This window comes from Luteimicrobium xylanilyticum (genome assembly GCF_009429125.1).
In the GTDB taxonomy this organism is placed as follows: domain Bacteria; phylum Actinomycetota; class Actinomycetes; order Actinomycetales; family Cellulomonadaceae; genus Luteimicrobium; species Luteimicrobium xylanilyticum.
The window spans coordinates 2936256-2962660 of record NZ_CP045529.1 but is presented as its reverse complement, the minus strand read 5'-3'; the positions used below and the strand labels follow the sequence as shown (position 1 = coordinate 2962660).

At 69.9% G+C, this 26405-nt stretch carries 22 protein-coding genes; 15 read left to right on the top strand and 7 right to left on the bottom strand.

Annotated features, from left to right (window positions below):
- The first annotated feature begins 95 nt into the window (after positions 1–95).
- The 5 genes from KDY119_RS13095 (at position 96) to rfbB (ending at position 6332) form a co-directional block, all read left to right on the top strand.
- Positions 96–2096: an N-acetylmuramoyl-L-alanine amidase gene (locus KDY119_RS13095; protein WP_153022411.1), complete on the top strand. Its 2001-nt coding sequence runs from the start codon at positions 96–98 to the stop codon at positions 2094–2096.
- A gap of 62 nt (positions 2097–2158) precedes the next feature.
- Positions 2159–3163, top strand: a complete 1005-nt coding sequence (locus tag KDY119_RS19150; RefSeq protein WP_036946746.1) for a glycosyltransferase — start codon at positions 2159–2161, stop codon at positions 3161–3163.
- Positions 3160–4047, top strand: coding sequence for a glycosyltransferase (locus KDY119_RS19145; RefSeq protein ID WP_051136204.1), 888 nt, complete (start codon positions 3160–3162; stop codon positions 4045–4047). The genes KDY119_RS19150 and KDY119_RS19145 overlap by 4 nt, the downstream gene beginning before the upstream one ends.
- A 76-nt stretch (positions 4048–4123) precedes the next feature.
- Positions 4124–5299: a UDP-galactopyranose mutase gene (glf, locus tag KDY119_RS13080; RefSeq protein WP_036946742.1), complete on the top strand. Its 1176-nt coding sequence runs from the start codon at positions 4124–4126 to the stop codon at positions 5297–5299.
- Positions 5300–5315: 16 nt separating this feature from the next.
- Entirely contained in the window at positions 5316–6332 is a 1017-nt protein-coding gene (rfbB, locus tag KDY119_RS13075) for a dTDP-glucose 4,6-dehydratase (protein ID WP_036946740.1), read from the top strand.
- Positions 6333–6350: 18 nt separating this feature from the next.
- Here rfbB and KDY119_RS13070 read toward each other — a convergent pair whose 3' ends face one another.
- The gene (locus KDY119_RS13070; RefSeq protein WP_036946737.1) at positions 6351–6941 is read right to left on the bottom strand and encodes an NADPH-dependent FMN reductase; all 591 of its coding nucleotides are present in this window, start codon (positions 6939–6941) and stop codon (positions 6351–6353) included.
- 66 nt (positions 6942–7007) lie between these two features.
- Between KDY119_RS13070 and KDY119_RS13065 the strand changes: the two genes are divergently transcribed.
- Positions 7008–7484, top strand: a complete 477-nt coding sequence (locus KDY119_RS13065; RefSeq protein WP_036948206.1) for a MarR family winged helix-turn-helix transcriptional regulator — start codon at positions 7008–7010, stop codon at positions 7482–7484.
- Between the two features lie 5 nt (positions 7485–7489).
- Positions 7490–8047 carry a GNAT family N-acetyltransferase gene (locus tag KDY119_RS13060; RefSeq protein WP_153022410.1) on the top strand — a complete coding sequence of 186 codons (558 nt, stop codon included), beginning with the start codon at positions 7490–7492 and terminating at the stop codon, positions 8045–8047.
- Here KDY119_RS13060 and rfbC read toward each other — a convergent pair whose 3' ends face one another.
- Positions 8048–8659: a dTDP-4-dehydrorhamnose 3,5-epimerase gene (gene rfbC / locus KDY119_RS13055; RefSeq protein ID WP_036946734.1), complete on the bottom strand. Its 612-nt coding sequence runs from the start codon at positions 8657–8659 to the stop codon at positions 8048–8050. It lies immediately after the preceding gene.
- Between the two features lie 143 nt (positions 8660–8802).
- On the opposite strand from rfbC, the gene KDY119_RS13050 reads away from it, so the two are divergent.
- The gene (locus KDY119_RS13050) at positions 8803–10503 is read left to right on the top strand and encodes a phospholipase D-like domain-containing protein (RefSeq protein ID WP_083890591.1); all 1701 of its coding nucleotides are present in this window, start codon (positions 8803–8805) and stop codon (positions 10501–10503) included.
- Between the two features lie 43 nt (positions 10504–10546).
- Positions 10547–11392 carry a dTDP-4-dehydrorhamnose reductase gene (gene rfbD / locus KDY119_RS13045; protein WP_036946727.1) on the top strand — a complete coding sequence of 282 codons (846 nt, stop codon included), beginning with the start codon at positions 10547–10549 and terminating at the stop codon, positions 11390–11392.
- Between the two features lie 42 nt (positions 11393–11434).
- Here rfbD and rfbA read toward each other — a convergent pair whose 3' ends face one another.
- Positions 11435–12310 (bottom strand): glucose-1-phosphate thymidylyltransferase RfbA, encoded by an 876-nt coding sequence (gene rfbA, locus KDY119_RS13040; protein WP_036948202.1) that lies wholly within the window; start codon positions 12308–12310, stop codon positions 11435–11437.
- A gap of 172 nt (positions 12311–12482) precedes the next feature.
- On the opposite strand from rfbA, the gene KDY119_RS13035 reads away from it, so the two are divergent.
- The 6 genes from KDY119_RS13035 (at position 12483) to KDY119_RS13010 (ending at position 20592) form a co-directional block, all read left to right on the top strand.
- Positions 12483–13961 (top strand): glycosyltransferase family 2 protein, encoded by a 1479-nt coding sequence (locus tag KDY119_RS13035; RefSeq protein WP_153022409.1) that lies wholly within the window; start codon positions 12483–12485, stop codon positions 13959–13961.
- A 227-nt stretch (positions 13962–14188) separates the two neighbouring features.
- Positions 14189–15742 carry a glycosyltransferase gene (locus KDY119_RS13030; RefSeq protein WP_227994671.1) on the top strand — a complete coding sequence of 518 codons (1554 nt, stop codon included), beginning with the start codon at positions 14189–14191 and terminating at the stop codon, positions 15740–15742.
- Between the two features lie 165 nt (positions 15743–15907).
- Positions 15908–17095, top strand: a complete 1188-nt coding sequence (locus KDY119_RS13025) for a CDP-glycerol glycerophosphotransferase family protein (RefSeq protein WP_051136200.1) — start codon at positions 15908–15910, stop codon at positions 17093–17095.
- A 76-nt stretch (positions 17096–17171) separates the two neighbouring features.
- Positions 17172–18077, top strand: a complete 906-nt coding sequence (locus KDY119_RS13020) for a TylF/MycF/NovP-related O-methyltransferase (RefSeq protein ID WP_051136199.1) — start codon at positions 17172–17174, stop codon at positions 18075–18077.
- A gap of 86 nt (positions 18078–18163) precedes the next feature.
- Positions 18164–18994, top strand: coding sequence for a hypothetical protein (locus KDY119_RS13015; RefSeq protein WP_148283999.1), 831 nt, complete (start codon positions 18164–18166; stop codon positions 18992–18994).
- Positions 18991–20592 (top strand): glycosyltransferase, encoded by a 1602-nt coding sequence (locus KDY119_RS13010; RefSeq protein WP_148283998.1) that lies wholly within the window; start codon positions 18991–18993, stop codon positions 20590–20592. Before KDY119_RS13015 ends, KDY119_RS13010 begins: the two co-directional genes overlap by 4 nt.
- A gap of 3 nt (positions 20593–20595) precedes the next feature.
- Here the strand turns inward: KDY119_RS13010 and KDY119_RS13005 are convergent, their stop codons facing one another.
- Genes KDY119_RS13005 through KDY119_RS12990 form a run of 4 tightly spaced genes read right to left on the bottom strand, consistent with a single transcriptional unit; the run spans position 20596 to position 26404 of the window.
- The gene (locus KDY119_RS13005; RefSeq protein ID WP_051136198.1) at positions 20596–22329 is read right to left on the bottom strand and encodes a CDP-glycerol glycerophosphotransferase family protein; all 1734 of its coding nucleotides are present in this window, start codon (positions 22327–22329) and stop codon (positions 20596–20598) included.
- A 54-nt stretch (positions 22330–22383) separates the two neighbouring features.
- Entirely contained in the window at positions 22384–23091 is a 708-nt protein-coding gene (locus KDY119_RS13000) for an SDR family NAD(P)-dependent oxidoreductase (protein ID WP_083890588.1), read from the bottom strand.
- Entirely contained in the window at positions 23084–23773 is a 690-nt protein-coding gene (locus KDY119_RS12995; RefSeq protein WP_036946715.1) for an IspD/TarI family cytidylyltransferase, read from the bottom strand. Before KDY119_RS12995 ends, KDY119_RS13000 begins: the two co-directional genes overlap by 8 nt.
- A gap of 27 nt (positions 23774–23800) precedes the next feature.
- A complete protein-coding gene (locus KDY119_RS12990; RefSeq protein WP_036946712.1) occupies positions 23801–26404 on the bottom strand; it encodes a glycosyltransferase in 2604 nt (867 codons plus the stop codon).
- Position 26405 lies beyond the last annotated feature (1 nt).

Genomic DNA, 26405 nt, shown 5'->3' with positions numbered 1-26405 from the left:
CGGCGCGTCCCGAGATGCGTGGCGCCGAGGCGCCGCGCACCCTGGTGTGCGGCGCGACGAGCGTAGAACGGGCACGAGGGGACGAGGGGGTCACGATGGGGGACGTCGAAGGAACGGGCACGCGGGGACGCGTAGCGGCCGGGATACGCCGGACGACGGTCCGGCTGACCACAGCGGCGGTGCTCGCGGGCGGGGCGGTGGTCGCGCCCGTCGCGACGCTCCCGGCGCCTGCAGCGCACGTCGTGAAGCCGCACGTCGACACGCACGACGTCCGCGGCATCGACGCGAAGGCGCGCCGCGACGCCACGGCCCTCGACCCCGCCGTCGGCGACGACGGCAAGCCCGTGGTTCCGCGGCGCGCGACGGCAAGCCCGTTCGCGGCCACGCCGAGCACGACGCCGACGCCGACGGCCGCGGGCACACACCCGTCCCTCGACGGGGGCCGGCTCGCCGTACTCGGCGCCCAGGAGAGCACGGAACACTTCCTGGTCGCAGGCGTCACCTGGGCGTCAGGAACGTCCGACGTGGTCCTCGTCTCCGTTCGCGTCCGTGAGGACGGCCGCTGGTCGCCCTGGACGGAGCTCGAGGTCAACGACGTCGGGGTCCCGGGGGAGCGGCCCGGCACGGACCCCCTCACCACTTCGGGAGCCGACGGGATCCAGGTGCGCGTCGTCACGAAGGACGGCTCGGCGCCGAAGGAGGTCCAGGTGGACGTCGTCGACCCGGGGACCTCGGCCGCCGACGCGAACGCCGGATCCACGGCTCGCCCGCTCGCGAGCGCCGACGCCGCGACCGGCTACGAGAACCAGCCGAGCATCGTCACGCGCGGGGGGTGGGGTGCGGACGAGAGCCTCGCGAGCTCGTGGCCCGACGTGTCCGCCCACCTCGACGCCATGTACGTGCACCACACCGCGGGGACCAACAGCTACACCAAGGCGCAGTCGCCCGCGATCGTCCGGGGGATCTACGCGTACCACACCAAGTCGCGGGGGTGGCCGGACATCGGCTACCAGTTCCTGGTCGACAAATACGGGACGATCTTCCAGGGTCGGATCAACGCGGTCCACGACAACCCGATCGGTGCGCAGGCCGGCGGGTACAACACGGACACCATCGGGGTGTCCGCGATGGGCAACTTCGAGACGGCCCAGCCGACGTCGGCGATGCTGACGTCGATCGAGAAGGTCCTGGCCTGGAAGGGTTACGAGTACGGGGTCAACTCGCAGGGGCACGCGCGGCTGCTGACGGGTTCGAGCACCGGGAGCAACACCAAGGCCAAGGCGGGGACGTGGGTCACCGTCCCGACGATCCTCGGCCATCGGGACACCAACGGCACCGCGTGTCCGGGCAAGTACCTCTACGCAAAGCTGCCCGCGATCCGTGCGGCGGTCCACAAGCGCATCGCCGCCGTACGTGCCGCCCACGGAGCGATCAAGTACACGACCGCGAGCCCGACGATCGTGAAGTCTTCGTCGACCGTCGCACCTGTGCAGTGGTACTCGAAGGCGACCTTCCGTTGGAAGGCGGTCAAGGGCGCCAAGTGGTATCAGGTGCTGACCCGGTCCGCGAGTCGAACGGACCCGACTCCGGACTCGCGCGCCTGGCGCGTCCAAGCGACCGTGACCAAGACGAGCTACACGCTCTCGACGCTGAACGGCTGGTCCCGTGTGATCGCCGTCCGACCGATCGCTGCCGACCACAAGCGCGGACCCGTCAAGCTCCACACGCGCTTGACGCGGCCGGTCATCACCTCGGCGATCGACTGGTCTCCGTCCTGGAAGAAGACGGCCGGCACGGGGTACTTCGGCGGGAAGGTCTGGACGAGCACGAGCTCGACCGCAGTCGCGAAGGTGAAGGGGGTGAGGAGCGCGCGCAGCGTGGTCGTCAAGGCTGCCGTCGGCCCGGGCTACGGGAAGCTGAAGGTGGTGATTGGAGACGTGACGTGCGGCTACCTCGACCTCAACAGTGCAACACCCAAGAAGGCGGCCACTCTCAAGATCACGATGAAGAAGGCCCACTCCGGGACTGCCTCCTTCCGCGCGGTCGACGGCAAGAAGAAGACGCTGACGACGGCGGCCTTCCCCCGGACGCCCTGAACCGGGCGTGCTTGCGCGCAGCCTAGGATGTTGGGATTGTCCGTCCGGTCCTGAGGAGCTGCGTGGAAGCCGTGCCTGCCCGTGTCGTCGCCGTCGTGGTCGCGTACAACCGGCGGGACCTGCTGGTCGCGGCGCTCGACGCGGTCGCGGTGCAGACCCGCCCGGTCGACCATGTGGTCGTCGTCGACAACGCGTCCACCGACGACTCGCTGACCGTCGCCCAGGAGCACCCGAGCGCCCCCGAGGTGCTGGCCCTGGCCCGCAACACGGGCGGTGCCGGCGGGTTCGCTGCGGGACTCGCGCACGCCGTGGCGCCGTCGGACGGGTCGGCCCCCGCGGACCTGGTCTGGCTCATGGACGACGACACGATCCCCACGCCGACGGCGCTCGCCGAGCTCCTCGCGTCTCGCGACGCGTTCGAGGCGGCCGGCGGCGAGCCGGTGGCGGTCGCCGGGTCCAGAGCCGTCTGGACGGACGGGCGCGAGCACCCCATGAACACACCGCGGCGTCGGCCGCGCGCCGACCCGGAGGAGGTGCGCCGCGCGCAGGTCGCGGGTGCGGTGCCGGTGCGGTCGAGCTCGTTCGTGTCGATGCTCGTCGACGCGCGGGCGGTGCGCGAGGACGGTCTGCCCGCGGCCGACTACTTCATCTGGAACGACGACTTCGAGTTCTCCACGCGCCTGCTGCGCCACCGGCCGGGCCTGTACGTGCCGGGGAGCGTCGTCGAGCACCGGACGGCGAAGTTCGCCGGCACGGACGTCGACCCGGGTCCCCGGTTCTACAACGAGGTCCGGAACAAGATCTGGATGTTCTCGCGGTCGCGCGCGCTCGGGCCCGTGGACACGGCCGCGTACGGCGCGTCGACGCTGGTCCGCTGGGGGCGCACCGTGGCGCGTTCGCAGGATCGCCGGACGCTGCTCGCGTCGGGCTGGAAGGGCTTGCGCGACGGCGTCGCGAGCGCCCCGCGGCCCGCGGACGCCGTCCTCGAGGGACTGGGCCCGGTCGAGGCGGAGGCACGCGCGGTCGAGGCCGCTGCGGGGCGGCCGGTCGCCGGAGGGCGCGCATGACGCTCGACACGGAGCCGTTCACCGTCCTCATGCCCGTGTACGACGGCGACAGGCGCCGGTTCGTCCGGCGCGCCTTCGAGTCCGCGACGCGTGAGCAGACGCTCCCGCCGACGCAGGTCGTGGTCGTCCGCGACGGGCCCGTGCGGCCCAAGCTGCAGAAGCTGCTCGAGAAGCTCGCGTCGACCCCCGGGGTCGACGTGGACCTCGTCGAGCTGCCGCAGAACGTCGGCCTCGCCGCGGCGCTCGAGGTCGGCCTCGAGCACTGCGACCACGAGATCGTGGCGCGCGTCGACGCGGACGACGTCTCGTTGCCGCACCGGTTCGCCGTGCAGGTGCCCCTGGTCACCGGGGGCTACGACCTGGTCGGCTCGGCGATCGTGGAGATCGAGGAGGACGAGGCCGAGTGGGGTCGCACCCGCACGCCGCCGACGACGCCCGACGAGATCGAGCGCTACTCCCGCTTCCACGACCCGTTCAACCACCCGTCGGTCGTGTACCGGCGCTCGGCAGTCCGGGGCGCGGGCGGGTACGAGACGCTCGACCTGATGGAGGACTACCTGCTGTTCGCGCGCATGATCGCTGTGGGCGCCCAGGTCGCGAACGTCCCCGAGCCGCTCGTGCTGTACCGGGTCGGCGCGGGCGCGTACGCGCGTCGCGGCGGCACCCGGCTCCTGCGCTCCGAGCTGCGGCTCCAGCGCACCCTGCGCGACGAGGGGTTCACGAGCAGGTCGCAGTATGTTCGCAACGTCGTCGTGCGCGGGGGCTACCGTCTGGTCCCCGAGGCGCTCCGCAAGGCCGCCTACCGCACGCTGATCGTGCGCGAACGGTCTGACGGTGACGAACGCACTCAAGTACTGGGCGTGACCGACTTTCAGGGCGATTAGGACCAAGCTCCCTGTTCGACAAGAATTGCGCCTTGAATGGCCCGTTCAATACACGTCCCAAGCAAAGGAACGATAGATGGAGATCGACCTCGTTGTCGTCGGATCGGGCTTCTTCGGCCTGACCGTCGCGGAGCGCATGGCGAACGAGCACGGGGCACGCGTGCTCGTCGTCGAGCGCCGCTCCCACATCGGCGGGAACGCCTACTCCGAGGACGAGCCCACGACGGGCATCGAGGTGCACCGCTACGGCGCGCACCTGTTCCACACCTCGAACGAACGGGTCTGGGAGTACGCGACCCGGTTCACGGCGTTCACGAGCTACGTGCACCGCGTGTACACGACGTACCGCGGCGAGGTCTTCCCCATGCCGATCAACCTGGGGACGATCAACCAGTTCTTCCGGTCGGCGTACGGTCCCGACGCCGCCCGCGCGCTCGTGCGCGAGCAGGCGGCCGAGCTCGACGCCGTCCTCGCGGGGCGCGAGCCGGCGAACCTCGACGAGAAGGGCGTCTCGCTGATCGGGCGGCCCCTGTACGAGGCGTTCATCCGCGACTACACGGCCAAGCAGTGGCAGACGGACCCGACCGAGCTGCCCGCGAGCGTCATCTCGCGCCTGCCGGTGCGCTACACGTACGACAACCGGTACTTCAGCGACACCCATGAGGGCCTGCCCGTCGACGGGTACACCGCGTGGCTCGAGCGGCTCGCCGACCACCCGCGCATCGAGGTGCGGCTCGACACGGACTTCTTCGACACCTCGCAGCCCGTGAACAAGGACGCCGTCGTCGGGAACGTGCCCGTCGTGTACACGGGGCCGGTCGACCGGTACTTCGACTATGCGGAGGGCGAGCTCGGCTGGCGGACCCTCGACTTCGAGGAGGAGGTCCTCGAGGTCGGCGACTTCCAGGGCACGCCCGTCATGAACTACGCGGACCTCGCGGTCCCGTACACGCGTATCCACGAGTTCCGGCACTTCCACCCCGAGCGGGACTACCCGACCGACCGGACCGTGATCATGCGCGAGTTCTCGCGGTTCGCCGAGCGCGGCGACGAGCCCTACTACCCGGTGAACACGCCGGCCGACCGGGCGCGGCTCCTCGCGTACCGTGGGCTCACCGAGCGCGAGCACGACGAGCGCGGCGTGCACTTCGGCGGCCGGCTCGGCACCTACCAGTACCTCGACATGCACATGGCCATCGGGTCGGCGCTGTCGATGGTGGACAACAAGCTCGCGCCGCGGGTCCGGGTCTGACGGGAAGCAGAGGGACATGAAGGTTCTGGTCACGGGCGGCGCCGGGTTCATCGGCGCGAACTTCGTCCACCACACGGTGCGCACCCGCCCCGACGCCGAGGTCACGGTCCTCGACGCGCTCACCTACGCGGGCGACCTCGGGTCCCTGGCTCCGGTCGCCGACGACGTCGCGTTCGTCCAAGGCGACGTCGCCGACGCGGCGCTCGTGGACGGGCTCGTGGCCGACGCGGACGTCGTCGTGCACTTCGCGGCCGAGTCGCACAACGACAACTCGCTCGCCGACCCGTCGCCGTTCGTGCGGACGAACCTCGTGGGGACGTTCACGCTGCTCGAGGCGGTGCGCCGCCACGGCGTCCGCTACCACCACATCTCGACCGACGAGGTCTACGGCGACCTGCCGCTCCGCGACCCGGCCGACCCGTCGACCGACGTGAAGTTCACCGAGGAGACGCCGTACAACCCGTCGTCGCCGTACTCGTCGACCAAGGCCGGCTCCGACCTGCTGGTGCGGGCCTGGGTGCGGTCGTTCGGCGTGCGGGCGACGATCTCGAACTGCTCCAACAACTACGGGCCCTACCAGCACGTCGAGAAGTTCATCCCGCGCCAGATCACCAACCTCATCGACGGCGTCCGGCCCAAGCTCTACGGCGCCGGCCTCAACGTGCGGGACTGGATCCACGTCGACGACCACAACGCGGCCGTCTGGCGGATCGTCGAGGACGGGAAGATCGGCGAGACCTATCTGATCGGGGCCGACGGCGAGGAGTCCAACCTCGACGTCGTCCGGACGCTGCTCGAGGTCTTCGGGCGAGACGCCGGCGACTTCGACCACGTCACCGACCGCGCCGGTCACGACCTGCGCTACGCCATCGACTCGACGCGGCTGCGCACCGAGCTCGGCTGGAAGCCGCGGTACACCGACTTCCGCGAGGGCCTCGAGGCGACGGTCGACTGGTACCGCGCGAACGAGGCGTGGTGGCGGCCGCGCAAGGCCGAGACCGAGGCGAAGTACCGCGCGTCGGGCCAGGCCTGATCTCGGCGCGCGTCGCGATCAGGCCACGGCCTCGACGGGTGCCTGCGGCTCTGCGCGCGTGATCCGGAGCGGCTCCAGGGCATGGGCGAGACCCAGCAGACGGTCGAGCGCGGAGGCGACGGCGGCGTCGTCGTGCGGCAGGAACGCGAGGCCGTGCTCGGTGAGGCGGTCGCGCAGCCCGAGGAGGACGGGCCCGGCCGGGAGCATGCCCAGTCCGACGAGCACGGGCAGGAGCGCGGTCGCGGCGCGGGACCCGGACGACGAGTTCCCGTACGCGACGACGGTCGCCGGGAGGTTCGCCCACTCGGGTCCGAGGAAGTCGAGCGCGTTCTTCAGGGGCGCGGGGAACGCACCGTTGTACTCCGCGGTGACCAGGACCACGGCGTCGAAGGAGCGCACTCGCCGCGCCCACGCGCGGGTGTGCTCGTGCCGGTAGATCCCCGACGCCGCCGGTTCGGGCTCGTCGAGGAAGGGGAGGCCGAGCGTGGCGAGGTCGACGAGGTCGACCTCGACGTCCGTCCGGCGTGCGCGCTCCGCCACCCAGGCTGCGACGTCGGCCCCGACACGGCCGGGCCGGGTGCTTCCGATGATGATGCCGATCGTGGTCATGTCCGTACCTCCGACCCGATCGTCCGATCATTGACTTGATATGTCAAGCGACCTAGCGTGGGGGTCATGACACCAGACGACGGCCGCCTCGCCCAGACCGACCTGCGCGCCTGGGCGGCGCTGCGACTCATGACGCGGCAGGTCGACGCCCAGCTCGCACGCCGGTTGGCGGCGACCAGCCCGCTGTCGATGCAGGACTACGACGTGCTCTCCTCGGTCGCACCGTCCCCCGGACGCCGGATGCTGATGAAGGACCTGATGCTTCATCTGCAGTGGTCCTACTCCCGGCTCTCGCACCACGTGAGCCGGATGGAGGCACGTGAGCTCGTGAGACGCGCGCCTTCGGACGAGGGCTCCGGGGTGGAGGTGCTCGCGACCGACCATGGCTTCGCCACGATCCGGGCCGCGACGGGCGACCACCTGCGGGCGGTGCGCGAGTACTTCGCCGAGGCGCTGCAACAAGGCGACGCGGGGCTGATCGAGAGCCTCAGTGCCCGCGTGCTGGAGCGGCTGCCGGGGCCGACCCCGACCCGGGGCTGGTGAGCTGGATGGCCACCGTTCGTGTCGCCCGCGCCCAGGACGCGGCCCCGCTCGCCAAGCTCGCCGCCGAGACCTTCCCGCTCGCGTGCCCACCCGGACTCGGGGCAGAGGACGTCGCGGCGTTCGTCGCCGCGCAGCTCGGTCCGGAGCGGTTCGCGACTCACATCGGGTCACCGTCGACCGACGTCCTCCTGGTGGAGCGCTCCGGCGTGCTCGTCGGCTACGCGCTGCTCCATGATGCCGAACCACCTGCGGACGTCCGGGCCCTGCTCGGCCCAGGCCGTGCCGCCGAGGTCGGCAAGTTCTTCCTCGCCGCCGGCGAGCACGGCCGCGGCACGGCAAGCGACCTGATGGCGACGGTCCTCGGCCGGGCCCGCGACGCCGGCGCCGAGCAGGTCTGGCTCGGGGTCAGCCGCGAGAACGGGCGGGCCAACCGGTTCTACGAAAAGCAGGGCTTCGCGCTCGTCGGGACCAAGGCCTTCACGGTCGGGTCCGTGACCTTCCCCGCGGACCACGTCCGCGCGCTCACACTGGGCGCCGGAGCGAGGTCCACGGATCCCGGCTGATCACCGTCCGGACAGGAACGCCTGGATTTCCTCGAGCCGGGGGAGCAGCCCCTGCTCGCGCGCTTCGGCGAGCGTCGGTGCCGCCTCGTCCTTGTCCGAGAGCAAAGGCGTCAGCGGGCTGCCGTCGCGTGCGGCGGTCGGCCAATCGACACCGACCTCAGGGTCCAGCGGGTGGATGCCGTGCTCACGGCCCGGCGCGTACGGCGCCGAGCACAGGTAGAGGACGGTCGAGTCGTCCTCGAGCGACATGAAGGCGTGCCCCAGGCCCTCGGACAGGTAGATCGCGCGCCGGTCGACGTCGTCGAGCAGCACGGAGTCCCACCGGCCGAACGTGGGCGACCCGATCCGGATGTCGACGACGACGTCGAGCACGGCGCCCTTGGCGCACGTCACGTACTTGGCCTGGCTGGGCGGGACTTCGGCGAAGTGGATGCCACGCACCACGCCCGCGGCCGACACCGAGAGGTTGGCCTGCTGGAGGTCGAAGCGGTGCCCGACGGCGTCCGTGAAGGGAGCGTCCTTGAACCATTCGAGGAACACGCCCCGGGGATCGCCGAACTGCCGGGGGGTGACCTCGAAGGCACCGGGGACGGAGAGCTCGCGGATCTGCACCCGACGAGGGTACCGGGCAACTGAGACGTCTCACGGTGAGACGCGGTTGCCTGGGTCGACGGCTATGACATACAGTCCGCGCGGCACCGCAACACCCGCACGTCCGGGAGGCGCGCAGCACCGGATCCTGTTGGGGGAAGCACATGCCTGTCGCACGTCGTCCACGTCGCACGATCATCCGAGTCACGGCCGTGGTAGGGATCGCTGCCAGTCTCCTCCTGGGAGGCACAGCATTGCCGGGCGGTCCCGCCGGCGATGCAACGGCCAGCACCATCCAGGGTGTTCGAGCGGTCACATCGACCGCTGCGGCGAAGGAAGCGAAGAAGCCGGACAAGCGGAAGAAGGTTGCGGTCGGCGCTTCGCTGTCTGCATCGCATTACCTCAAGCACGCGAAAGTGTCCGTGCGTGGCCGGGCTAAGGGCGCTCCGAAGGGCACGCGTGTCACGCTGCAGCGCAAAGCCGTCAAGTCCGGTCGGACCCGGTGGACCAAGGTCGCCTCAACGCGAACCACGACGAAGGATGGCCGCTACAAGGTCTCGTTCCGACCGTCGTCGGGCAGAAAGTACGAGCTCCGGACCGTCGTCGCGGCGACGAAGCGAACCAGGGTGGGGACGTCCGCCACACGTACGCTTCGACACACGGGTTGCGGGACGACCGCGGCCGCGCCATCGGCGTCCCACCCGTTCGACGTGTGGTTCAACGACGCTTCGAAGCGCTCGGCAACACCGCTGCGCAGCAAGTTGAGGGCGCTCCTCTGCGCTACGGCTGCCGGTGCGACCGTCCGCATCTCCCTCTACATACTTGAGTCGAAGGACCATGAGTCGGTTCAGCTCCTCTCGGCGCTGCGCTATCTGCACACGGAGCGCGGGGTGCACGTGAAGTTCGTCGTCGAGTCGGGCGTCGGTGGAGTGAGCGCCGCGAGCATCAAGGACGTGCGCCGGTTCGCCTCGGTTACGGCGTGCAAGCATGGCTGCTTCAACACCACCTCGTCGACGGCCCATTCGCACGACAAGATCGTGGCGATCAGCAAGATGGCGTGGTCACGCCGGACTGCGCCCGTCCTCGTGGTCGCCTCGGCCAACTGGTCCGACCGTCAGCTCAAGCAGTTCTGGCAGTCGGCTACGGCGTTCTACGCGGACCGGACGTTCTACGACGACGTCGTCAGGCGGTTCGAGCGCGAGATCACCTGCGCCAAGGGGCGCTGCTCGACGATCAAGACGGTGTCCGGGGCGCGGTGGGTGCACCGCTACGGAAACTGGGGGATCGTCGACGACCCCGTACTCACGTCGGCGCGCGGAAGTGGGGTCAGCTACCGGTTCTTCCCTGCGGTCACCAAGCGCGACAACGTTCTCGATACGCTCCGCAGCGTGGAGGGCTGTAGCAAGGGAGGGACGGTCCGGGTCGCCATGTACGCCGCGTCGGGCAATCGCCCGGCCCGTATCGGCGCCGAGCTCGGGCGCCTTCGCAAGGCCGGTTGTTCGGTGAAGATCCTCGTCAGCCAGGGCGGCGGCGTCACGACGCCCCAGGACAAGGTGGCCGATTACCGAAGGACGTCGGGCGTGGCGCCGCAGTGCGTGGAACTCATGCATCTCAAGTTCGCGGTGCTCCGGGGAGTCAGCCAGAAGGTCGGTCAGCGAGTCGTGCGAGGGCAGACGATCGTTCTGGACGGGTCGCAGAACTGGACGGCAGCGGGACTCAAGCGTAACGACGAGACCGCGTTCGTCCTGTCGACGGCGGGCGCTACGTCGTCGCGCGCGAGGTCGATCCGCTCCGCTGCAGCGTCGTACGCGTCGGAGTGGACAACGGTCTCGCACCACACTCGTACCTGCGGAACCATCCGTTGAGACGCGCACTCGGGCACGACACCGGTCGGTAGTGTTGCGGACCATGCGATGGATCGTCGTCGGCGCGGCCGGCATGCTCGGGCAGGACATGGTCGCGGTGGCCCGCGTGGCTGGGTACGAGGTCGTCGCGCTGACGCGCGCGGAGCTCGACGTGACGGACGCCGCCGCCTGCCGCGACGCGCTCGCGGGTGCGGACGTCGTCGTGAACGGGGCCGCGTACACCGCCGTGGACGCGGCCGAGGAGCACGAGGCCGACGCCTTCACGGTGAACGCCGTCGGTGCCGCGAACCTCGCGCGTGCGGCGGCCGCGGGCGCCCGGCTCGTCCACCCGTCGACGGACTACGTGTTCGCCGGCGACGCCGACGCGCCCTACGCCGAGGACGCGCCCGTCGCGCCCCGTTCGGCCTACGGGCGGACCAAGGCGGCGGGGGAGTGGGCCGTGCTCGCCGCGAGCCCCGACCACCTCGTGCTCCGCACAGCCTGGCTCTACGGGGCCGGGGGCGGGAACTTCCCGAAGACGATCGTGCGGGTGGCTCGCGAGCGTGGAGGCGTGGACGTCGTCGACGACCAGCGCGGACAGCCCACCTGGACGCACGACGTCGCGGACCTCGCCGTCCGGCTCGTCGCAGCCGAGGCGCCCGGCGGGATCTACCACGCGACGTCGTCGGGGGACGGGACGTGGTTCGACTTCGCGCGAGCGGCGGTGACGTCGGCCCGCCTCGACCCGGAGACCGTGCGCCCGACGACGTCCGAGGCATTCGTGCGGCCCGCACCTCGCCCGGCCTACTCCGTGCTGGGGCACGACGCGCTGCGGCATGCCGGCGTCGAGCCGATCGGCGACTGGCGCGAACGCTGGGACGCGGCAGCGCCCTCGGTCCTCGCGAAGTAGTACGGCCGCCGGTATACCTCACGAGGTATACCGGCGGCCGTACTACTTCGTGGACTCGGTCTCCAGCAGGCGCAGCAGGTACGTGCCGTACCCGGACTTCACGAGCGGCTCGGCCCGCGCGTGGAGCTCGTCGTCGGTGAGGAACCCACGACGCCAGGCGACCTCCTCGGGGCACCCGATCTTGAGGCCCTGGCGGTTCTCGATGGCCCGCACGTAGTCGCTGGCCTCGAGCAGCGAGTCGAACGTGCCGGTGTCCAGCCACGCGGTGCCGCGGGGGAGCACCTCGACGTGCAGCCGTCCGGCGGACAGGTAGTGACGGTTCACGTCGGTGATCTCGTACTCGCCGCGCGCCGACGGCTCGAGGTCCCGGGCGATCGCGACGACGTCGTTGTCGTAGAAGTACAGGCCGGGCACCGCGAAGCTCGACCGCGGCTGCGCAGGCTTCTCCTCGATCGACAGGGCCTTGCCGGCGTCGTCGAACTCGACCACGCCGTACGCCGTCGGGTCCTGGACCCGGTACGCGAACACGGCGCCCCCGTCGATGTCCTCGAAACGCAGGAGCTGCCGCCCGAGCCCGGGGCCGTAGAAGATGTTGTCGCCGAGCACGAGCGCGACGGGCTCGTTCCCCACGAAGTCGGCGCCAAGCACGAACGCCTGCGCGAGGCCGTTGGGCTCCTGCTGCACCGCGTACGTGATCGCGATCCCGAACTGCGAGCCGTCGCCGAGAAGCCGCTCGAACTGCGGCGCGTCGTGCGGCGTCGTGATGACGAGCACGTCCCGGATCCCCGCGAGGATCAGCGTCGAGAGCGGGTAGTAGATCATCGGCTTGTCCCAGACGGGGACGAGCTGCTTGCTCGTGCCGAGGGTGATGGGGTGAAGGCGGGTGCCGGAGCCGCCCGCGAGGATGATGCCGCGCATCGGGCCATTGAACACCGAGAACACCCTCGCCCGCTGAGCGTCCCGAATCTGCCTCCGGGGACGGTGACTGTTGTGAGAACTGCGAGTGGCATGCTTGCGAGGAGGTAAGCAGGCTCGGAGAGACGGGGTGTTCGTGCAGAGAGCGGCGCAGAATGGGATTCGAGTCAGTGTGGTGGTTCCGCTGCACAATCCCGCCGAAGGCTTTGACGATCTGTGTGCCTCGCTCTGGGCGCAGACGCTCCCCGACGACGACTACGAGGTGGTATTCGTCGACGACGGGTCGACTGACGACACGCCCGAGCGGGTCGCCTCGATCGTCGCGGGCCATCCGCACGCGATGTCCGTCCGTATCCCTCCCTCGGGCTGGCCCGGACGCCCGCGCAACGTCGGGATCGACGCGTCGCACGGGCGCTACATCTTCTTCGCGGACCAGGACGACTACGTCTTCCCGGATGCGCTCGAGCGGATGTGCGACCTTGCGGACGAGAACAGGACCGACATGGTGGTCGGAAAGGTCGTCCAGCTCGGGGCTCAGACGCCGTACTGGCCCCTGTGGCAGCGCGACGTACCTCGCGCCGACCTCGCCACCGACGGCGTCACGTTGTCGCGCACGGTCCACAAGCTGTTCCGACGGGAACTCCTCGTCGCGCACGGGATCCAGTTCCCCGAGGGCCCGGTCCGGCTCGAGGACTACCACTTCATGGGTCAGGTGCTCGCGGCATCGCCCCAGGTCTCCGTGCTGGCGTCGCGGGCCTGCTACCGCTGGGTCAAGCATGGGGCCAATACGTCCGCACGCAGGACGACGCCGCGCGAGTACTGGGGGTACTACGCCGAGGCGATGAATCTCGTCGACGAGCTGGGCGGTCCGACGACGATCAGCGATGCACTCAAAGTCGCAGCAACGGGTCAGGCGTTCACCCGTCCGGCGTTGGCGAACTGGCTCAAGCACAGCCCGGAGGTTCAAGAGGACGAGTTCGCGGCGGTCGCGGACTGGGTCGACGAGGTGGTTCCAGCGCGGCTGGACGACCGCCAGCCCCTCGTTCGTCGGGCGCATCTCTGCGCGCTCCGTAGGCGTGATCGCGCGGCGTACCGGGCAGCGCAGGAGCTGCGTGCGAACGCGTCCGCCACGGACGAGCTGCTGTCCGTCGCGTGGGACCCGGACGGTCGGCTCGAGGTCACATGTCGCATCCGGATCGCCTTCACGGGCGGGCGCCGCGCGGACGCGCTCGGCGGCGAACGCTGGCACGTCCCCGGTCTGCCTGACGACGGCCCCTACGACCAGCGGCTGCTCGACGTGGACCGTGCCGCGGGTGAACTCAGCGTCCGGGAACGCGCATCCGGGGTCGAGTGGCCGGTCGAGTCGCGGATGGCCGTGTCAGCTGCGGCATCGGGCGCGGAGCTGACGATCGTCGGGCACGTCGATCCCTTTGCAGGTGCCTTCGGGCGGGCGTGGGGGCCGGGCACCTGGGACGTGTACATTCGTGCGTCGATGCTCGGCCGCCAGTTCGTGCGCCGTGCGTCCGTCGACCGGGACCGCTTCCCGGCTGCACGGGCGTCGGACCGGTGGCACGCGGAGGTCTACCGAACGAAGCGGGGGACGCTGGCGCTCCGCGTCGAGCCGGGGCCAGGCGACGTCGGCGCCGGTGGTTGAATCGTCCAGTGCCTTCTCCGCTGACCCTCCAGAGGCTTGCTCTGTCGATCGACGACTCCGTTCGCCCGCTGTGCTGGCGAGGTGACGGCTCTGTCGGCTCGGACGGGGCGCTCACGGTCCCGGCTCGGGGCGCTGTGGATCTCGGCACGTGGTCCAACGCCGCGCCTGTGGGGTGGTGGTCGAGGCTCGGGGTTTCGCAAGTTCGTCTGGCGGTGACCGGCGTGGGCATGCTCGTCGTGAGCGCGTCCCAAGACGGCACGTCTCGGGTGCTCGCAACCGTTGAGCTGCGCCACGGCCGGCCCTTCGTCCTGGACGTCACGACCGCGGACGCGGACTGGTGCTGGCTGACGCTGAAGGCGCCCGCAAGCGGGCAGGGCCGGCTGACGTCTGCCGAGTGGTCGACACGAGACGTACATCTTGACGGCCGCCCGAGGTCCATGACTGTTGTCGTCCCTACGTTTCGCGCCGAGAGCGAGGCGCTCGCGCAACTGGCGCGCCTGACCGCCCCAGAGCTCGAGGACGCAGTCGCGCGCGTGGTGCTGATCGACCAGGGCGGGACGCTGGCTGCGCATCCTGGCGCGACGGAGGCGCTCGCGGCCGCGGGGGAGCGGGTCCTCCTCGTCGAGCAGCCAAACCTCGGTGGTTCGGGCGGCTACGCGCGCGGCCTCCACGAGGCGAACCGGCGCTGGCCGGAGGACCCGGTCTTCCTGCACGACGACGACGCTCGCGCTCAGCCCGAGACCCTCCGCAGGCTCGCAGCGCTGGCCGCGCTCGCGCCCCACACGTTCTTCGGGACGAACCTGCTCGACGTGGACGCCCCCACGCGCCTGCAGGCGCTCGCGGAGGGCGTTGAGCCCAGGACGTTCCGCTGGGGGCCGACGGACGGCGTGGACGAGCGCGGCACGACCGATGTCAGTGCTGGGAGCCCGGACACCTGGAGGTTCACGCGCCCTGACGACCGCGCCGAGTACGCCGGATGGTGGGGCTGCCTCGTCCCTGCCGGCGCGGCTGGGCGCCTCGGACTGGTCGCTCCGTACTTCCTCAAGTGGGACGATGCCGAGTACGGTCTTCGAGCAGGCCAGGCAGGCTTCGAGACACGCAACGTGCCGGGATGTGCGGTCTGGTCCATGAGCTGGGCGTCGAAGGGGACGAGCGCGTCGTGGTCGTCGTGGCCGATGCACCGCAACAGGCTCGCGACCGCGGCGGCCTATCACGCGGGTCCAGGCGTACTCGTCGATTCCCTTCTCCACCAGGTCAAGCATGTGCTGAGCCTGCAGTACGCGACCGCGGAGCTGTGGAACGCAGCCCTGAGGGAGTTCGTGAGTGGGCCCGGCTGGTTGGCGGCAGATCTGACCCTCGTCCGGCCTCGCGCGCAAGCGCTCATCGATGCGATGCCGTCCCCCCCTGTACCCGCGCCGGGAGGGGTCGCAGGATCGACAGGGACCCCGCCGCTCGGGCGTCCCCGAGCGGCGGTACGAGCGGTTGCAGGCCTCTTCCGGCCGGCCGACACCCCGGGCCCGCGAGTCGCCGACCTGGCGTCGCCGAGCGAGTTCGGATGGGTCGATGGACTCGGAAGCGACGCGGTCGTGTTCGCCGACGGCACGGCACCGCTCCTGCGTGACCCGCGCCGCGCGCGCCGCGCGCTCGTGCGAGCATTCGTGCTGCACGGGCGGGCCATGCTGCGTTGGCACGGGCTGCGACGATCCTACGGATCGGCACTTCCGGTGGCATCGTCGCTCGCCGCCTGGCAGGAGCGGTTCGCCTCGTCGCCACGCCACTAGACTGGGCGCTCGACCACGACGCCTCGACGTGCTGTGCTGTGAAGCTGCGCGCCGGGTGCAGCCCGTCGCGACGGCGAGAACAGGACGGACATGACACCGAGCGCTGCCCGTGGGGCAAGTCTCAAGCGGCGAGCCCGGGCCGTAGGCGGTGCGCTGATCCGGAGGATGGGCCTGCTGCCCGGTGGAGTTCCCGACGGGCACGGCGATGACGCAAGGCTCGCGTCGCAGCGTCTGGACGCCGAGGTGATCGTCTACTTCGCCGACACCGAGGACGGCCTGTATCAGCTCCGCCAGTGGTACGGCACGCTCGAAGCGCTCGACGCCCGGCGTCGGATCGTCGTCGTCACCGCCGACTCACGCACCGCGGCGGCGATCCGCGCGGAGACGACCTTCGAGGTCGTCACCGTTGCGCGCTATGCGACTCTCGACGGGCTGCTTTCGCGGAGCGCGGTGCGCCTGGTCCTCTACGTCAACCACAACCCGGAAAACTTCTCGATGCTTCGGTTCGCATCAGTCGTGCACGTGTCGCTGCTCCATGGGGACAGCGACAAGGTGGTCTCGGTGTCGAACCAGGCGAAAGCGTACGACTTCTCGTTCGTCGCAGGCCGGGCAGCGGTCGACCGGATGGCGCGATACCTGCCTCTGTTCGACGCGGAGCAGCGGTGCGTGGTCGTGGGTCGTCCGCAGCTCGACGAGGCGCTGACGCTGCTGGCGGGCGGTCGGCCGCCTTCGGCGGGGGCGCGCCGTACGGTGCTCTACGCGCCGACATGGGAAGGGGCCCAACCCTCGGCCGCATACGGGAGCGTCGACGGTCTCGGAGAGTCGATCGTCTCCGGTCTGCTCGCGGAGCCCAGCCTGCGCGTCGTCTACCGTCCTCACCCGCTGACGGGGGTTCGTCTGGCCTCTTACGGAGCCGCGGACGCCGCGATCCGGCACAGGATTCAGACAGCCCAGGAGGCGGAACCCGCTGCAGGTCACAGGGTGTCCGTGTCGGGCGACATCATGGCCGACATGGCCGAGGCAGATCTTCTGGTCTGCGACGTCTCGGCCGTCGCCATGGACTGGCTCGTGACCGACCGTCCGCTCGTCGTCACGACTCCGTCTAGTCGGGAGGTCGTCACGGCTTCCACACCGCTGCTCGAGGAGACGCCCCGGATCGACGCCACGTCGGTCAGGGACGTGGCGACGCTCGTGCTGCGGGAGCTGGAGGCGGATCCGCACGGTCCGGCCCGCCGCCGTCTCGCCGAGTACTACCTCGGGGACCTGCGACCAGGCGTTGCGGCCCAGACGTTCCTGGAGGCGTGCGACGCGGCCATCGAGGCCCACGCGAGGGCCTCTCATGGTGTTTCATGAGGACATGGCAGATGCCCCACGTGAGCCGGCTCGACCGGAGCAGAGCCGCCGTGCGACCGGATCCGTACGCGGTCGCGTGATACATGTCGTCGACAGGATCGCACGCGCCTGGCCCACGACACGCCAGACGACGCTCGTCGAGCGCGATCTCGCGGAGGCTCGCCGGGAGAACGTTCGCCTGAGCAGGCAGAACGTCCGGCTGCGCGAGAAGCTGCAGGAGGGCCAGGAGATCCGCGGCCAGCTCAACAAGGAGCGTGAGACGAGCACGCGGCTCCGCCGTCGGATCCACCGGCTCGAGAACGAGACCGCCGTGGCGACCCTCCCCGAGTCCGTCGCGGACACGGTGACGCGAGCCCGCGCTGAGCACCTGACGTTCCTGCAACCAGCGGCGCTCGCCGATCTCGCTCACGTCATGATGGAGACCGAGCTTCGCGGGTTGGAGGGCGCCGTCGTCGAGTGCGGGACCGCGCGCGGGGGCTCAGCCATCGTCCTCGCGAGTGCAAAGGCGCCGGAGCGCCCGATGGTGGTGTACGACGTCTTCGGCATCATCCCCGCGCCATCGGACCGTGACGGTGGCGATGTCCATGAGCGATACGAAACGATCGTCGGCGGCAGGGCGCACGGCCCGGGCGGTGAGCTTTACTACGGCTACCGCAACGATCTCTACGGCGAGGTCGTGGACTCGTTCGTCCGGCTCGGCTACGAGCTGGAGGCGAACTCGATTAGCCTCGTCAAGGGGTTGTTTCAGGACACGATCGCAGGCGACACCCCCGTCGCACTGGCCCACCTCGACGGGGACTGGTACGAGTCCACGAAGACGTGTCTCGAGCGGCTCGCGCCGCGCCTCGTGCGAGGCGGACGCCTCGTCGTCGACGACTACTTCTCGTGGTCAGGGTGCCGTGACGCGGTGGAGGACTTCCTGGCGCAGGACCGGGGTCTCCGCCGGGAGCTTCGTACCCGACTCCACCTCGTTCGTGACTGACGTCCGGGGGGGCGGTGCGCCGCCGTGCAGCCTCGTAGGGCGGATACGCTGGCGAGACACGACAGCCGTCGACCGATCGGATCGCTATGGCAACGCCAGGAGCACGTGAGGTGCTCATTCCGGTAACCGGGGTCGTAGGCGACGGCAGTTCCTGTGCGCTTCGCGCGGCGGGCGAGCTGGCGCGCGCCGGGCATCGGGTGGAGATCTTCGTCGCCGGCTTCGACCCGGCGATCACCGACGCGGTCCGGGATCAGCGCAATCGAGGCGAGATCACGCCTGCGGTACGGGTGGTCAACCCCTACCACGAGCGGTCCGCAGCGGGTGCGCAGAGGACGGAGCGTGCTCCGTCGCGTCTCGCGACGCTGCTGCGGTGGAGACACAGCGCTCGAGCGACGGAAGACGTTGATGAGGCCGGCGTGGCCTGGATGTCGTCGACGGCGGTCAGCCCTCGGCCCCTCGTCCCTCTGTCTCCCGTGCTCAGCTCTCGGGTCGTGGAGGAGCGCCGACGCCCTGCATCGGAGCAGGTCGTGCACTGGTCGGACGGTGCGATCGCCCGACGGACGCGGATCGACGGTGACGGATGGGCTTACCAGCACGACTATCTTCAGCGTGACGGTCGCGCGTACCTCGTCGAGTGGGCCGGCCGGGCGGGGTCCGAGCACGGCACCGTCCGCGTGTTCGACCACGAGTCGGCCACGGTGCGTCGTCTGCGGAACCTCCAGGAATGGGAGATGCGCTGTCTGTCGGAGCGCGCCCGGGGTGTCGGCGGCGTGATCCTCACGACCTCGGACTGGGCCGCTGAGCTGGTCCGGGGCGTTGCCTTTCGCGGCGCTCTCCGGACGAGCCTGCTCGACGGTTCGAGCGCCACAGAAGCCGTAACCGCGGTGTCGCGCGGGGAAGAAGGGTCGGCGTCGTGAGTGCGGCCGGAAGACGCCCGGTCCTCATCGTCGTGCACCAGCTCGGGTACGGCGGCGTTTCGAACGCCGTGCTCGACCAGGCGGCGATGTTCAGTGAGGCCGGTCACGCGACCACGATCCTGACGCTGACGGCAGACCCCGACCTGCCTCGGCTCGACGCACTGCGCGAGTCCGGACGACTAGGGGCCGGCGTAGGCGTCAGGAATGTGCATCTCGACCACGAGGAGCGTTGGCGGGGGCAGCCCGAGGTGCCGGACCCGACCGGCGCCCACGCGCTGCGCCGATCGCCCGGACTGCTCGTCGAGCGAGGTGAGGACCACACCTCGTGCTATGAGCGATGGTTTGACCCTTACGGTGGTTACGTCGCCTTCGCCCGCATTCGGGAAGACGGCACGCTGTCCACGCTTGCTCGGAATCGCGATCGTGTGGGAGTGGCGCACGAGCGGTTCGACGGCGACGGCCGAGTCGTCCGCGCCAACGAGGTGAGCTCCGCCGGGCACAAGACGCGAGAACTGTTCTTCGCCCCCGGTGGCCACCTGTACGCGCAGCGCCTGGCGCATCCCAAGACCGGCGCGGGGCGGGGCGTAGCCGTCTCGCTCCCGGGCGAGGCCGGACCTAGGACCGAGAAGTTCGCCGGACTGCCTCAGTGGCACATCAGTTGGCTGCGCGGCGTGCTCGACGAGTTCGAGGCGCCGGTCGTCCTTGCAGAGACACCTACCACGATCCCGAAGGTCGCACGTGCGCGTCGCGGACGCGACGAGACCGTGCTGGGAATGCTCCACAACAACCAGTTCGCGGAGCCGTTCTCGGTGGGCAGTCCGCTGCGGCACGACCATCTTGCCGTCTTCGACCTTCTTGACCGTCTGGACGGACTCGTCGTGCTGACGGAGGCGCAGCGGCGTGACGTCGTCGACCTCGGGGCTGGAGCGGATCGCGTGCACGTGGTGCCGAACATGACCGCACGCGTCGACAGCACACCGTCGGTCGACGCCAAGGACCCGCGCCTGGTCTCGGTGGTGAGTCGGCTGGCCCCGCAGAAGGCGTTGCACGAGGCAGTGCGGGCGTTCAGCCTCGTCCGGGCGGAGATTCCCGACGCACGGCTGGAGATCTACGGACGTGGGCCCTCCGCCGACGGCCTCGCCGCCCTGGTCGCGGAGCTCGGACTCGGGGCTTCGGTGATGCTCATGGGCAGGACGTCCGAACCGCTGGCGGTCATGAAGCGGAGCGTCTGCACGGTCTCGACGTCCGACTGGGAGGCTATGCCCTTGTCGATCCTCGAGTCGGCGGCCGCAGGGACGCCGGTCGTGGCCTACGACTGCCTGTACGGGCCTGCAGCCCTCATCGAGGACGGGGTCGACGGACGACTTGTGCCGCGCGGCGACCGGGAATCGTTGGCCCGGGCAGTGGTGGCGTTGCTCCGAGACCCCGAAGGTGCGGTGCGCATGGGCCGCGCCGCACAGGAGAAGGTTCGTGCTCGCTATGGGCGTGAACAGGTGCTCGCCCGCTGGACGCAGGTCATGGACGCGGTCTCCGGCGAGGGTTCGTCGGCGGATGGGGCCGTTTCCGGGCCAGTGTCGCGGCCTGCGAACCGCGCGTAGCGTTCACTCGTCGTCGGACTCGATGTCGGCCTCACCGGGGGACTCGGTGTCCGGTCCGCCGGAAGCGTGGCGGCTACGCGACGCCGGCGTGGCCCGCACGAGGTCGGTGACGGCAGTGCGGAACGTCTCGGCGTAGGTCTCGCGCGGGATGTCGCCGAGGTAGTAGATGCGCGTGAGGTCTCTCTGCTCGCGCAGCACGTCGTGCTCGAGTCCGTCCAGTGCGCGGTCCAGGGACCCGACCTCGCGAAGTCGCGCGACGTAGGCAGCCCGAACGAGCGGGAACTCCTCGGCGAAGGATTCAAGTGCGCCGTCGTCCACCTGCGTGATGACGAAGGGCTTGGCGCTGTAGAGGTAGTCGGCGGGGACCGACGAGACGTCGGAGACGAGCGCGTCCGAGACATTGAAGCACTCGACGATCGACATGTCGGCGCTCGCGCGGTCCCCGTAGATGTGGCCGCGGCCGGATGTTGCCGAGTCCGCCGCGAGGAGGCGGTGGATCTCCGCGATGGCCGCGAGCGAGCGGGCATCCTTGAGCGAGTACGGGTGCGGGCGGAACACGACGTTCCAGCTGTGGCCGAGGAGCGCGCGCACGATCTCGGGCCCGTACGGGTCGAGCGACCCGAAGTTGTTGTCCTGGTTGAACCCGGTCCAGGTGGGTGCGTAGAGGACGGTCCGTACCTCCGGGAGCGCCGCTGCCGGCTCGATGCCGGCCACCTGCGGCCGGCCCACGATGACGAACTTCTCCGCTGCGATGCTTACGCCGTGCGAGGCGTAGCGATCGACGCCGGCCTGGCCGGCGACGAAGACCCTGTCGAACATGGCCGTGACCGGGTTGTAGCTGGAGGGCTTGTCGCTGTCACCATGGAGCAGCTGGACATGGGTGAGGTCGGCGTACCGGACGTTGTGGCCGTTCTTCGCACCGTTGTTGACGTAGAGGGCCACTCGGAAGCTCGATGCCTGGACGGCTTCGAGGTCGGCGAGCGTGGGCGCAGCCACGACGGGGATCGTCGTCATCGCCGCGATCTTGTTGGCCAGCGCAGTCTCACGCACGACCAGGACGGCCTTCTCGTCCAGTTCCGCGAGCTGGTCGAGCCACACCCCGACCTGGTACTCAGTTCCTCTCGGCCCCGTCACGTAGACCATGACCGGCGCAGCGTAGTCCTCGAGTGCCTTGGCGATCGCAGGGCGGAGGAGAGGGCGCCGACGAAGCGCATCCAAGGTCCAGACGGCAGCCGCGGCTGCGAGGGCCAGCGCGAGGACGAGCGCGACGACGCCCGCTGCGGGAACGTACACACCCACCGCGGACAGCCCGAGGACCGTCAGGCTCGTTCCGACCACCGTGCCACCGGGCCTGGTCGACCGAGGACTGAGGTCGGCGCCCGGGAGGTTCGCAACGGTGCGGGTGCCGGCCCGCCAGAGGCGTCCCGCGGGTGCCTCGAACGAGATGCCCACCAACGCGATCACCGCAGCGCAGGCCGTGAGGGCCGACAGGAGATCAAGATCTGTTCGTCCGATGCACACGACCACGGCTGCAGCGGCGATCGAACGAGATGGTGAGTACGCGCCCAGGGCGCTGGTCCCACGCGCGAGGAGGGGCTTGCGCATGGCGAGGCCGACACCCACGAGCGCTACCAGTGTGAGCGCCACCGCGACCCACAGGGGAGCGCCGACGGCGGCCAGGAGCAAGGCGACGACGGCCAGGACGGTGAGGACTGTGCTGCGAAGCTGTTTGTGCATCTCTCTCCGTGTGATGCAGTGGGCCACTGCTGGGACGGGCTCGTTCTTCGGGGACTATCGGCGGACGACGAGGTTCGTCGAGTCCACGAACCGCCCGACAGGTGAGGCGAGCATCTCGATGACCGCAGCTACGTCCTCCGGCTGCATGATCGTCGACGGATCCTCGTCCGGGGCGAGGACGCGACGCAGAGCGGTGGCCGTTCGACCCGGCGAGATGCACACGACCCGGGTGCCGTAGATGGCGAGCTCCTCGCGCATGACCTCGCTCATGTTGATCACTGCAGCCTTGGAGGCCGAGTACGTCAGCCATCCGGAGCGGCCGTTGATGCCCGCGGTCGACGCGATGTTGACGATGAGCTCGAACTTGTTTCCTTGGTGGAGCAGCTCCTGGACGAACGTGAACGGAGCATAGAGGTTCACGGCGATGGTGCGCTCGAAGTCGGCGAAGTCGACCTGCTGGAGGGGCACCGGCTTGGTGTAGCCCGCGTTGTTCACCAGGATGTCGATGTTGCCGTGGTCACGCGCGACCTCCCCGCACAGCGCGATGACGCCGGTGCGGTCCGCGAGGTCGACGTAGTACGGGGCGATCGTCACGTCGCGCGGGTTGTGAGCAGCCAGCTCCTCGAGCGTCTTCTCGTACTCGGGTGACTTGCGCGCGACCAGCACGATGGCCGTGAGCTGAGGGTCGTTCTCGAGGAAGCGTCGGACCGTCTCGAGGCCGATGCCCTTCGACGCCCCTGTCACCATCACAGTCCTACTCATCCCAACCCTCCTCGTCGTTCGTGAGCAGGTTGGTCGCGAGCCGCACGTCGGTCGGGGTTGTCACCTTGATGTTGCGGTCGTGCCCGTCGATGAACCGAACCTCGTGGCCCGAGACCGCGACCATCGTGGCGTCCTCGGTGAAGGTCCGCCCGTCGGCGGCCGCCTGGTCGTGGGCAGCGATCAGGTCCGCCTTGGCGAACTTCTGCGGGAGCTGCACGTTGCGGAGGCTTGAGCGCTCGAGATACCCGGTCACGGTGCGCGTCTCCGGGTCGACCGGGGCAACGGTGAACGGGATCTCCAGCATGAGCGAGACGTTGGGGCTCGGATCTGCGATCAGAGCGGCGAAGTCCGACGACGAGACGAGCGGCCTCGCGGACTCGTGGACGAGGACGTCGTCGTTCGTGGCGGAACTCAGCATCTTCGCGACCGAGTCGTGCCTGGTGAGACCAGCCTCGACGTAGGTCACCGGTGTCTTGATCGCGTACGCCCGGACGATCCGCTCGACGTCGTCGCGCCAGCCGTCCGGGTAGTTGAGGACGATCTGGTCGATCTCGGGGACGGCGTCGGCGGCCACGAGGGAGTAGACGAGGATCGGGATTCCGCGGACCTTGATGAGTTGCTTGGGCTGCCCTGCGGCGACGCGGGCGCCGATGCCGCCGTTGAGGAGGAGCAACGTGTACATGACTTGTCCTTCCGTCGGTCGTGCGGGTCAGCGGACGTCGGCGGAGCTGCGCCAGAGCTCCTTGCCCGTGCTGTAGTTCTCGGACCAAGGCTTCGTGCTGTCCGCCCAGTGCCAGAGCCGCGGCTCGGCGACCCACTCACGCGTGGGGACATAGGCCCATGCGGCATCGAGCTCGGCGCGATCGGGCCCGAGGTACCAGTGGAGCGCTGCGCGATCATCGATCCGGTAGGCGCGCATCGTCGCGAGCATCTGCCCCGCGGCTCCGCGCGTGCGGAGCGCATCCAGGTCGAGCACGAGGACGCCCGTGTCGTAGGCGTCGAAGTCGAACACGTGACGCTGGTGAATGCGCCGGTAGAACTCGTACGCGGTGTCCGGGGCGTCGTCGAGCTGCCGAGTCGCCCCGTACAGGACGCCGAAGCCGCTGGTCCCGGCAGCCGAGGCGGTCCGGGCAGCGACGAGCGATCCTCCGAGGTCGAGCGCAGCAAGCTCCGCAAGGTCGCTCGTGACGACCGCGTCTACAGGCAGCAGGACCGCCCGGTCGACGGGGACGAGCTCGGAGAGTGCGGCGCGATCGAGGGCACGTTCTCCGGCACGAACCGTGCCGGGCGAACCGAGGCCGGTGGTGTCGACCCAGTGCAGCTCGACACCGGGGACGTCGAGCGTGGGTGGCGCTCCACCGAAGCGCCCGACGACCCAGGCACGGACGGGCCTCGATGTGTGAGCGGCGGCGCTCGCGAGCACCCCAGTGAGACGCGCCCGTTCGGCCACGGTCGGGGTGAGTACGACGTCGACGGCTCCGGCGGTCTCCGCCGGTGCCGGAGCCGAGGGCGCGAGCGCACGTGCTGCGGCGGCCAGACGGGCGCCGGCGGGGTCGACCGGGGCCGGGCGTTCGTGCCGTGCGCGGGCTTCGGCCACCTCCGGGGCGACCAGCTTGCGCCACAGGGCGTACACCTCGTCACGTGGGGCCCCAGCGAAGACCGCCTCAAGCACTGGCCGTAGGCGATCCCGCATCTTCACGCGGATGGCGTCGAAGTGCTGCGTGTCCAGCCGGAACAGTCCGTTGAAGCGAACGTCGGCGTTGTTCTTGGGCTCGAAGGCGACCTTCAGGCCGAGCGACGTCGTCGGAAGGTAGCAGTGCAGGCGGGTGGTGACGACGTCCGTGTAGCCGGTCCGGTAGCGCTCGAGAAGGTCGACCGCGTCCTGCATGTTCTCTGCGAAGGTCCGCTTCTTGACCTCGCCGTAGGACTGCCGCACGTTCTCGTGGCCTGGTGGGACCGGGCTGCGGGCGACGTCGACGTAGACCGTGGCGGGGGAGGGCTTGTGGTCGAGGGGGGGAAAGACCGTGTCGACAGTGGTGGTCAAGCAGCCGGAGAAGAAGGCGGGGACGTCGAGCGAGAGGAGCAGGTCGACGGTGGTCCAGTCACGGCACCCGATCGGGCCATGTGCCTTGAGGTAGTCGATGGCCTGCGGCGACAGCAGGGCGCGCTTGCTGCAGTGGAACGAGACGAAGATCGGGTTGAGGTTCGGGTGGAGCGGGAAGTCGTACACGTCGAGCCCGAAGAGGGCATGCATGTGCCACCCGAACTCGAGTAGCCAGGTGTTCTCCGGGAATTCCTGGTAGGTGGAGGAGTCCCGGTCCACGGTGAACAGCTCGACCTCGGCTGCTGTGCCCTCCAGGCGCAGCTCGGGCCGGACCCGGGCCTGCATCCGCTCGACGAAGTCGACCACGTCGGCGTCCCCGTGGAACCTTAGGTCCTGGTGGCGCACGACGTGGCCGAGCGATGCAAGAGTCTGCACCTGGTCCCCGATGTTCTGCGAGGCGCGGGCGCGGCCAGGCTGGATGTAGTCGACGAGCCCGAACGAGACGCGGCCAGCAGCAGGAGGCGGGGCGGTGCGGTTTCGTCCCGCGCCGATCCAGCGGTCGATCCAGGCCAGCTCCGTGGAACCGTTCTTCCAGGCGCGCGGGTTCGCGTCGTGCTGCGCGACGACGTTCGCGTGCACCCTCGAGGTCAGCTCGATGTCCCCCGTGAGGAAGACCCGCTTGAGGATCTCGAACCAGGTGGCGGCCGGGAACAGCGTCGGATCGGAGGCGAGGCCTCCGACCTCGGCCGCACCGCGGGCAGGATCGGTCGCGAAGAGGCTCGCGAAGTACTGGACCGGCGCGTGCGCGATTCGGGTGCTGCTCGGCAGGTCCCCGAACGCGTGGACAGCGAGCCCATGGTGGGACTCGTTGGAGGCGACTATTGCCGTCAGAAGGCGTCCGAGCTCCCTGGTCTCCTGGTGCGCCTCGCACGAGGCGGCCAGCGCCTGGGCGTCGGCAACCCTGCGCTTGGCGAGCATCTCGCGGACCGCCTCCACCGAGACCTCGGTGAGCGACCGGCCGTGGCGCAGGTCGACGAGCACGGACGATCCGGCCGCTTCCTCAGCGCGTCGACGGACGCGAACGGCCGGGTCGGGTCGCGGAACGGACTTCGGTGGCTTGCGGACGGCACGGTTGTCGACGGCGGCCAACAGTCGCTCGTACGCCTCGCGCCACGTCGTGGTGACTTCCTCGATGGTTCGGACCTGGTCCTTGGTCGCGATGGGAAGGCGTTGGGCGGCGACGCGGCGCAGCTTGGCAAGACGGGGCAAG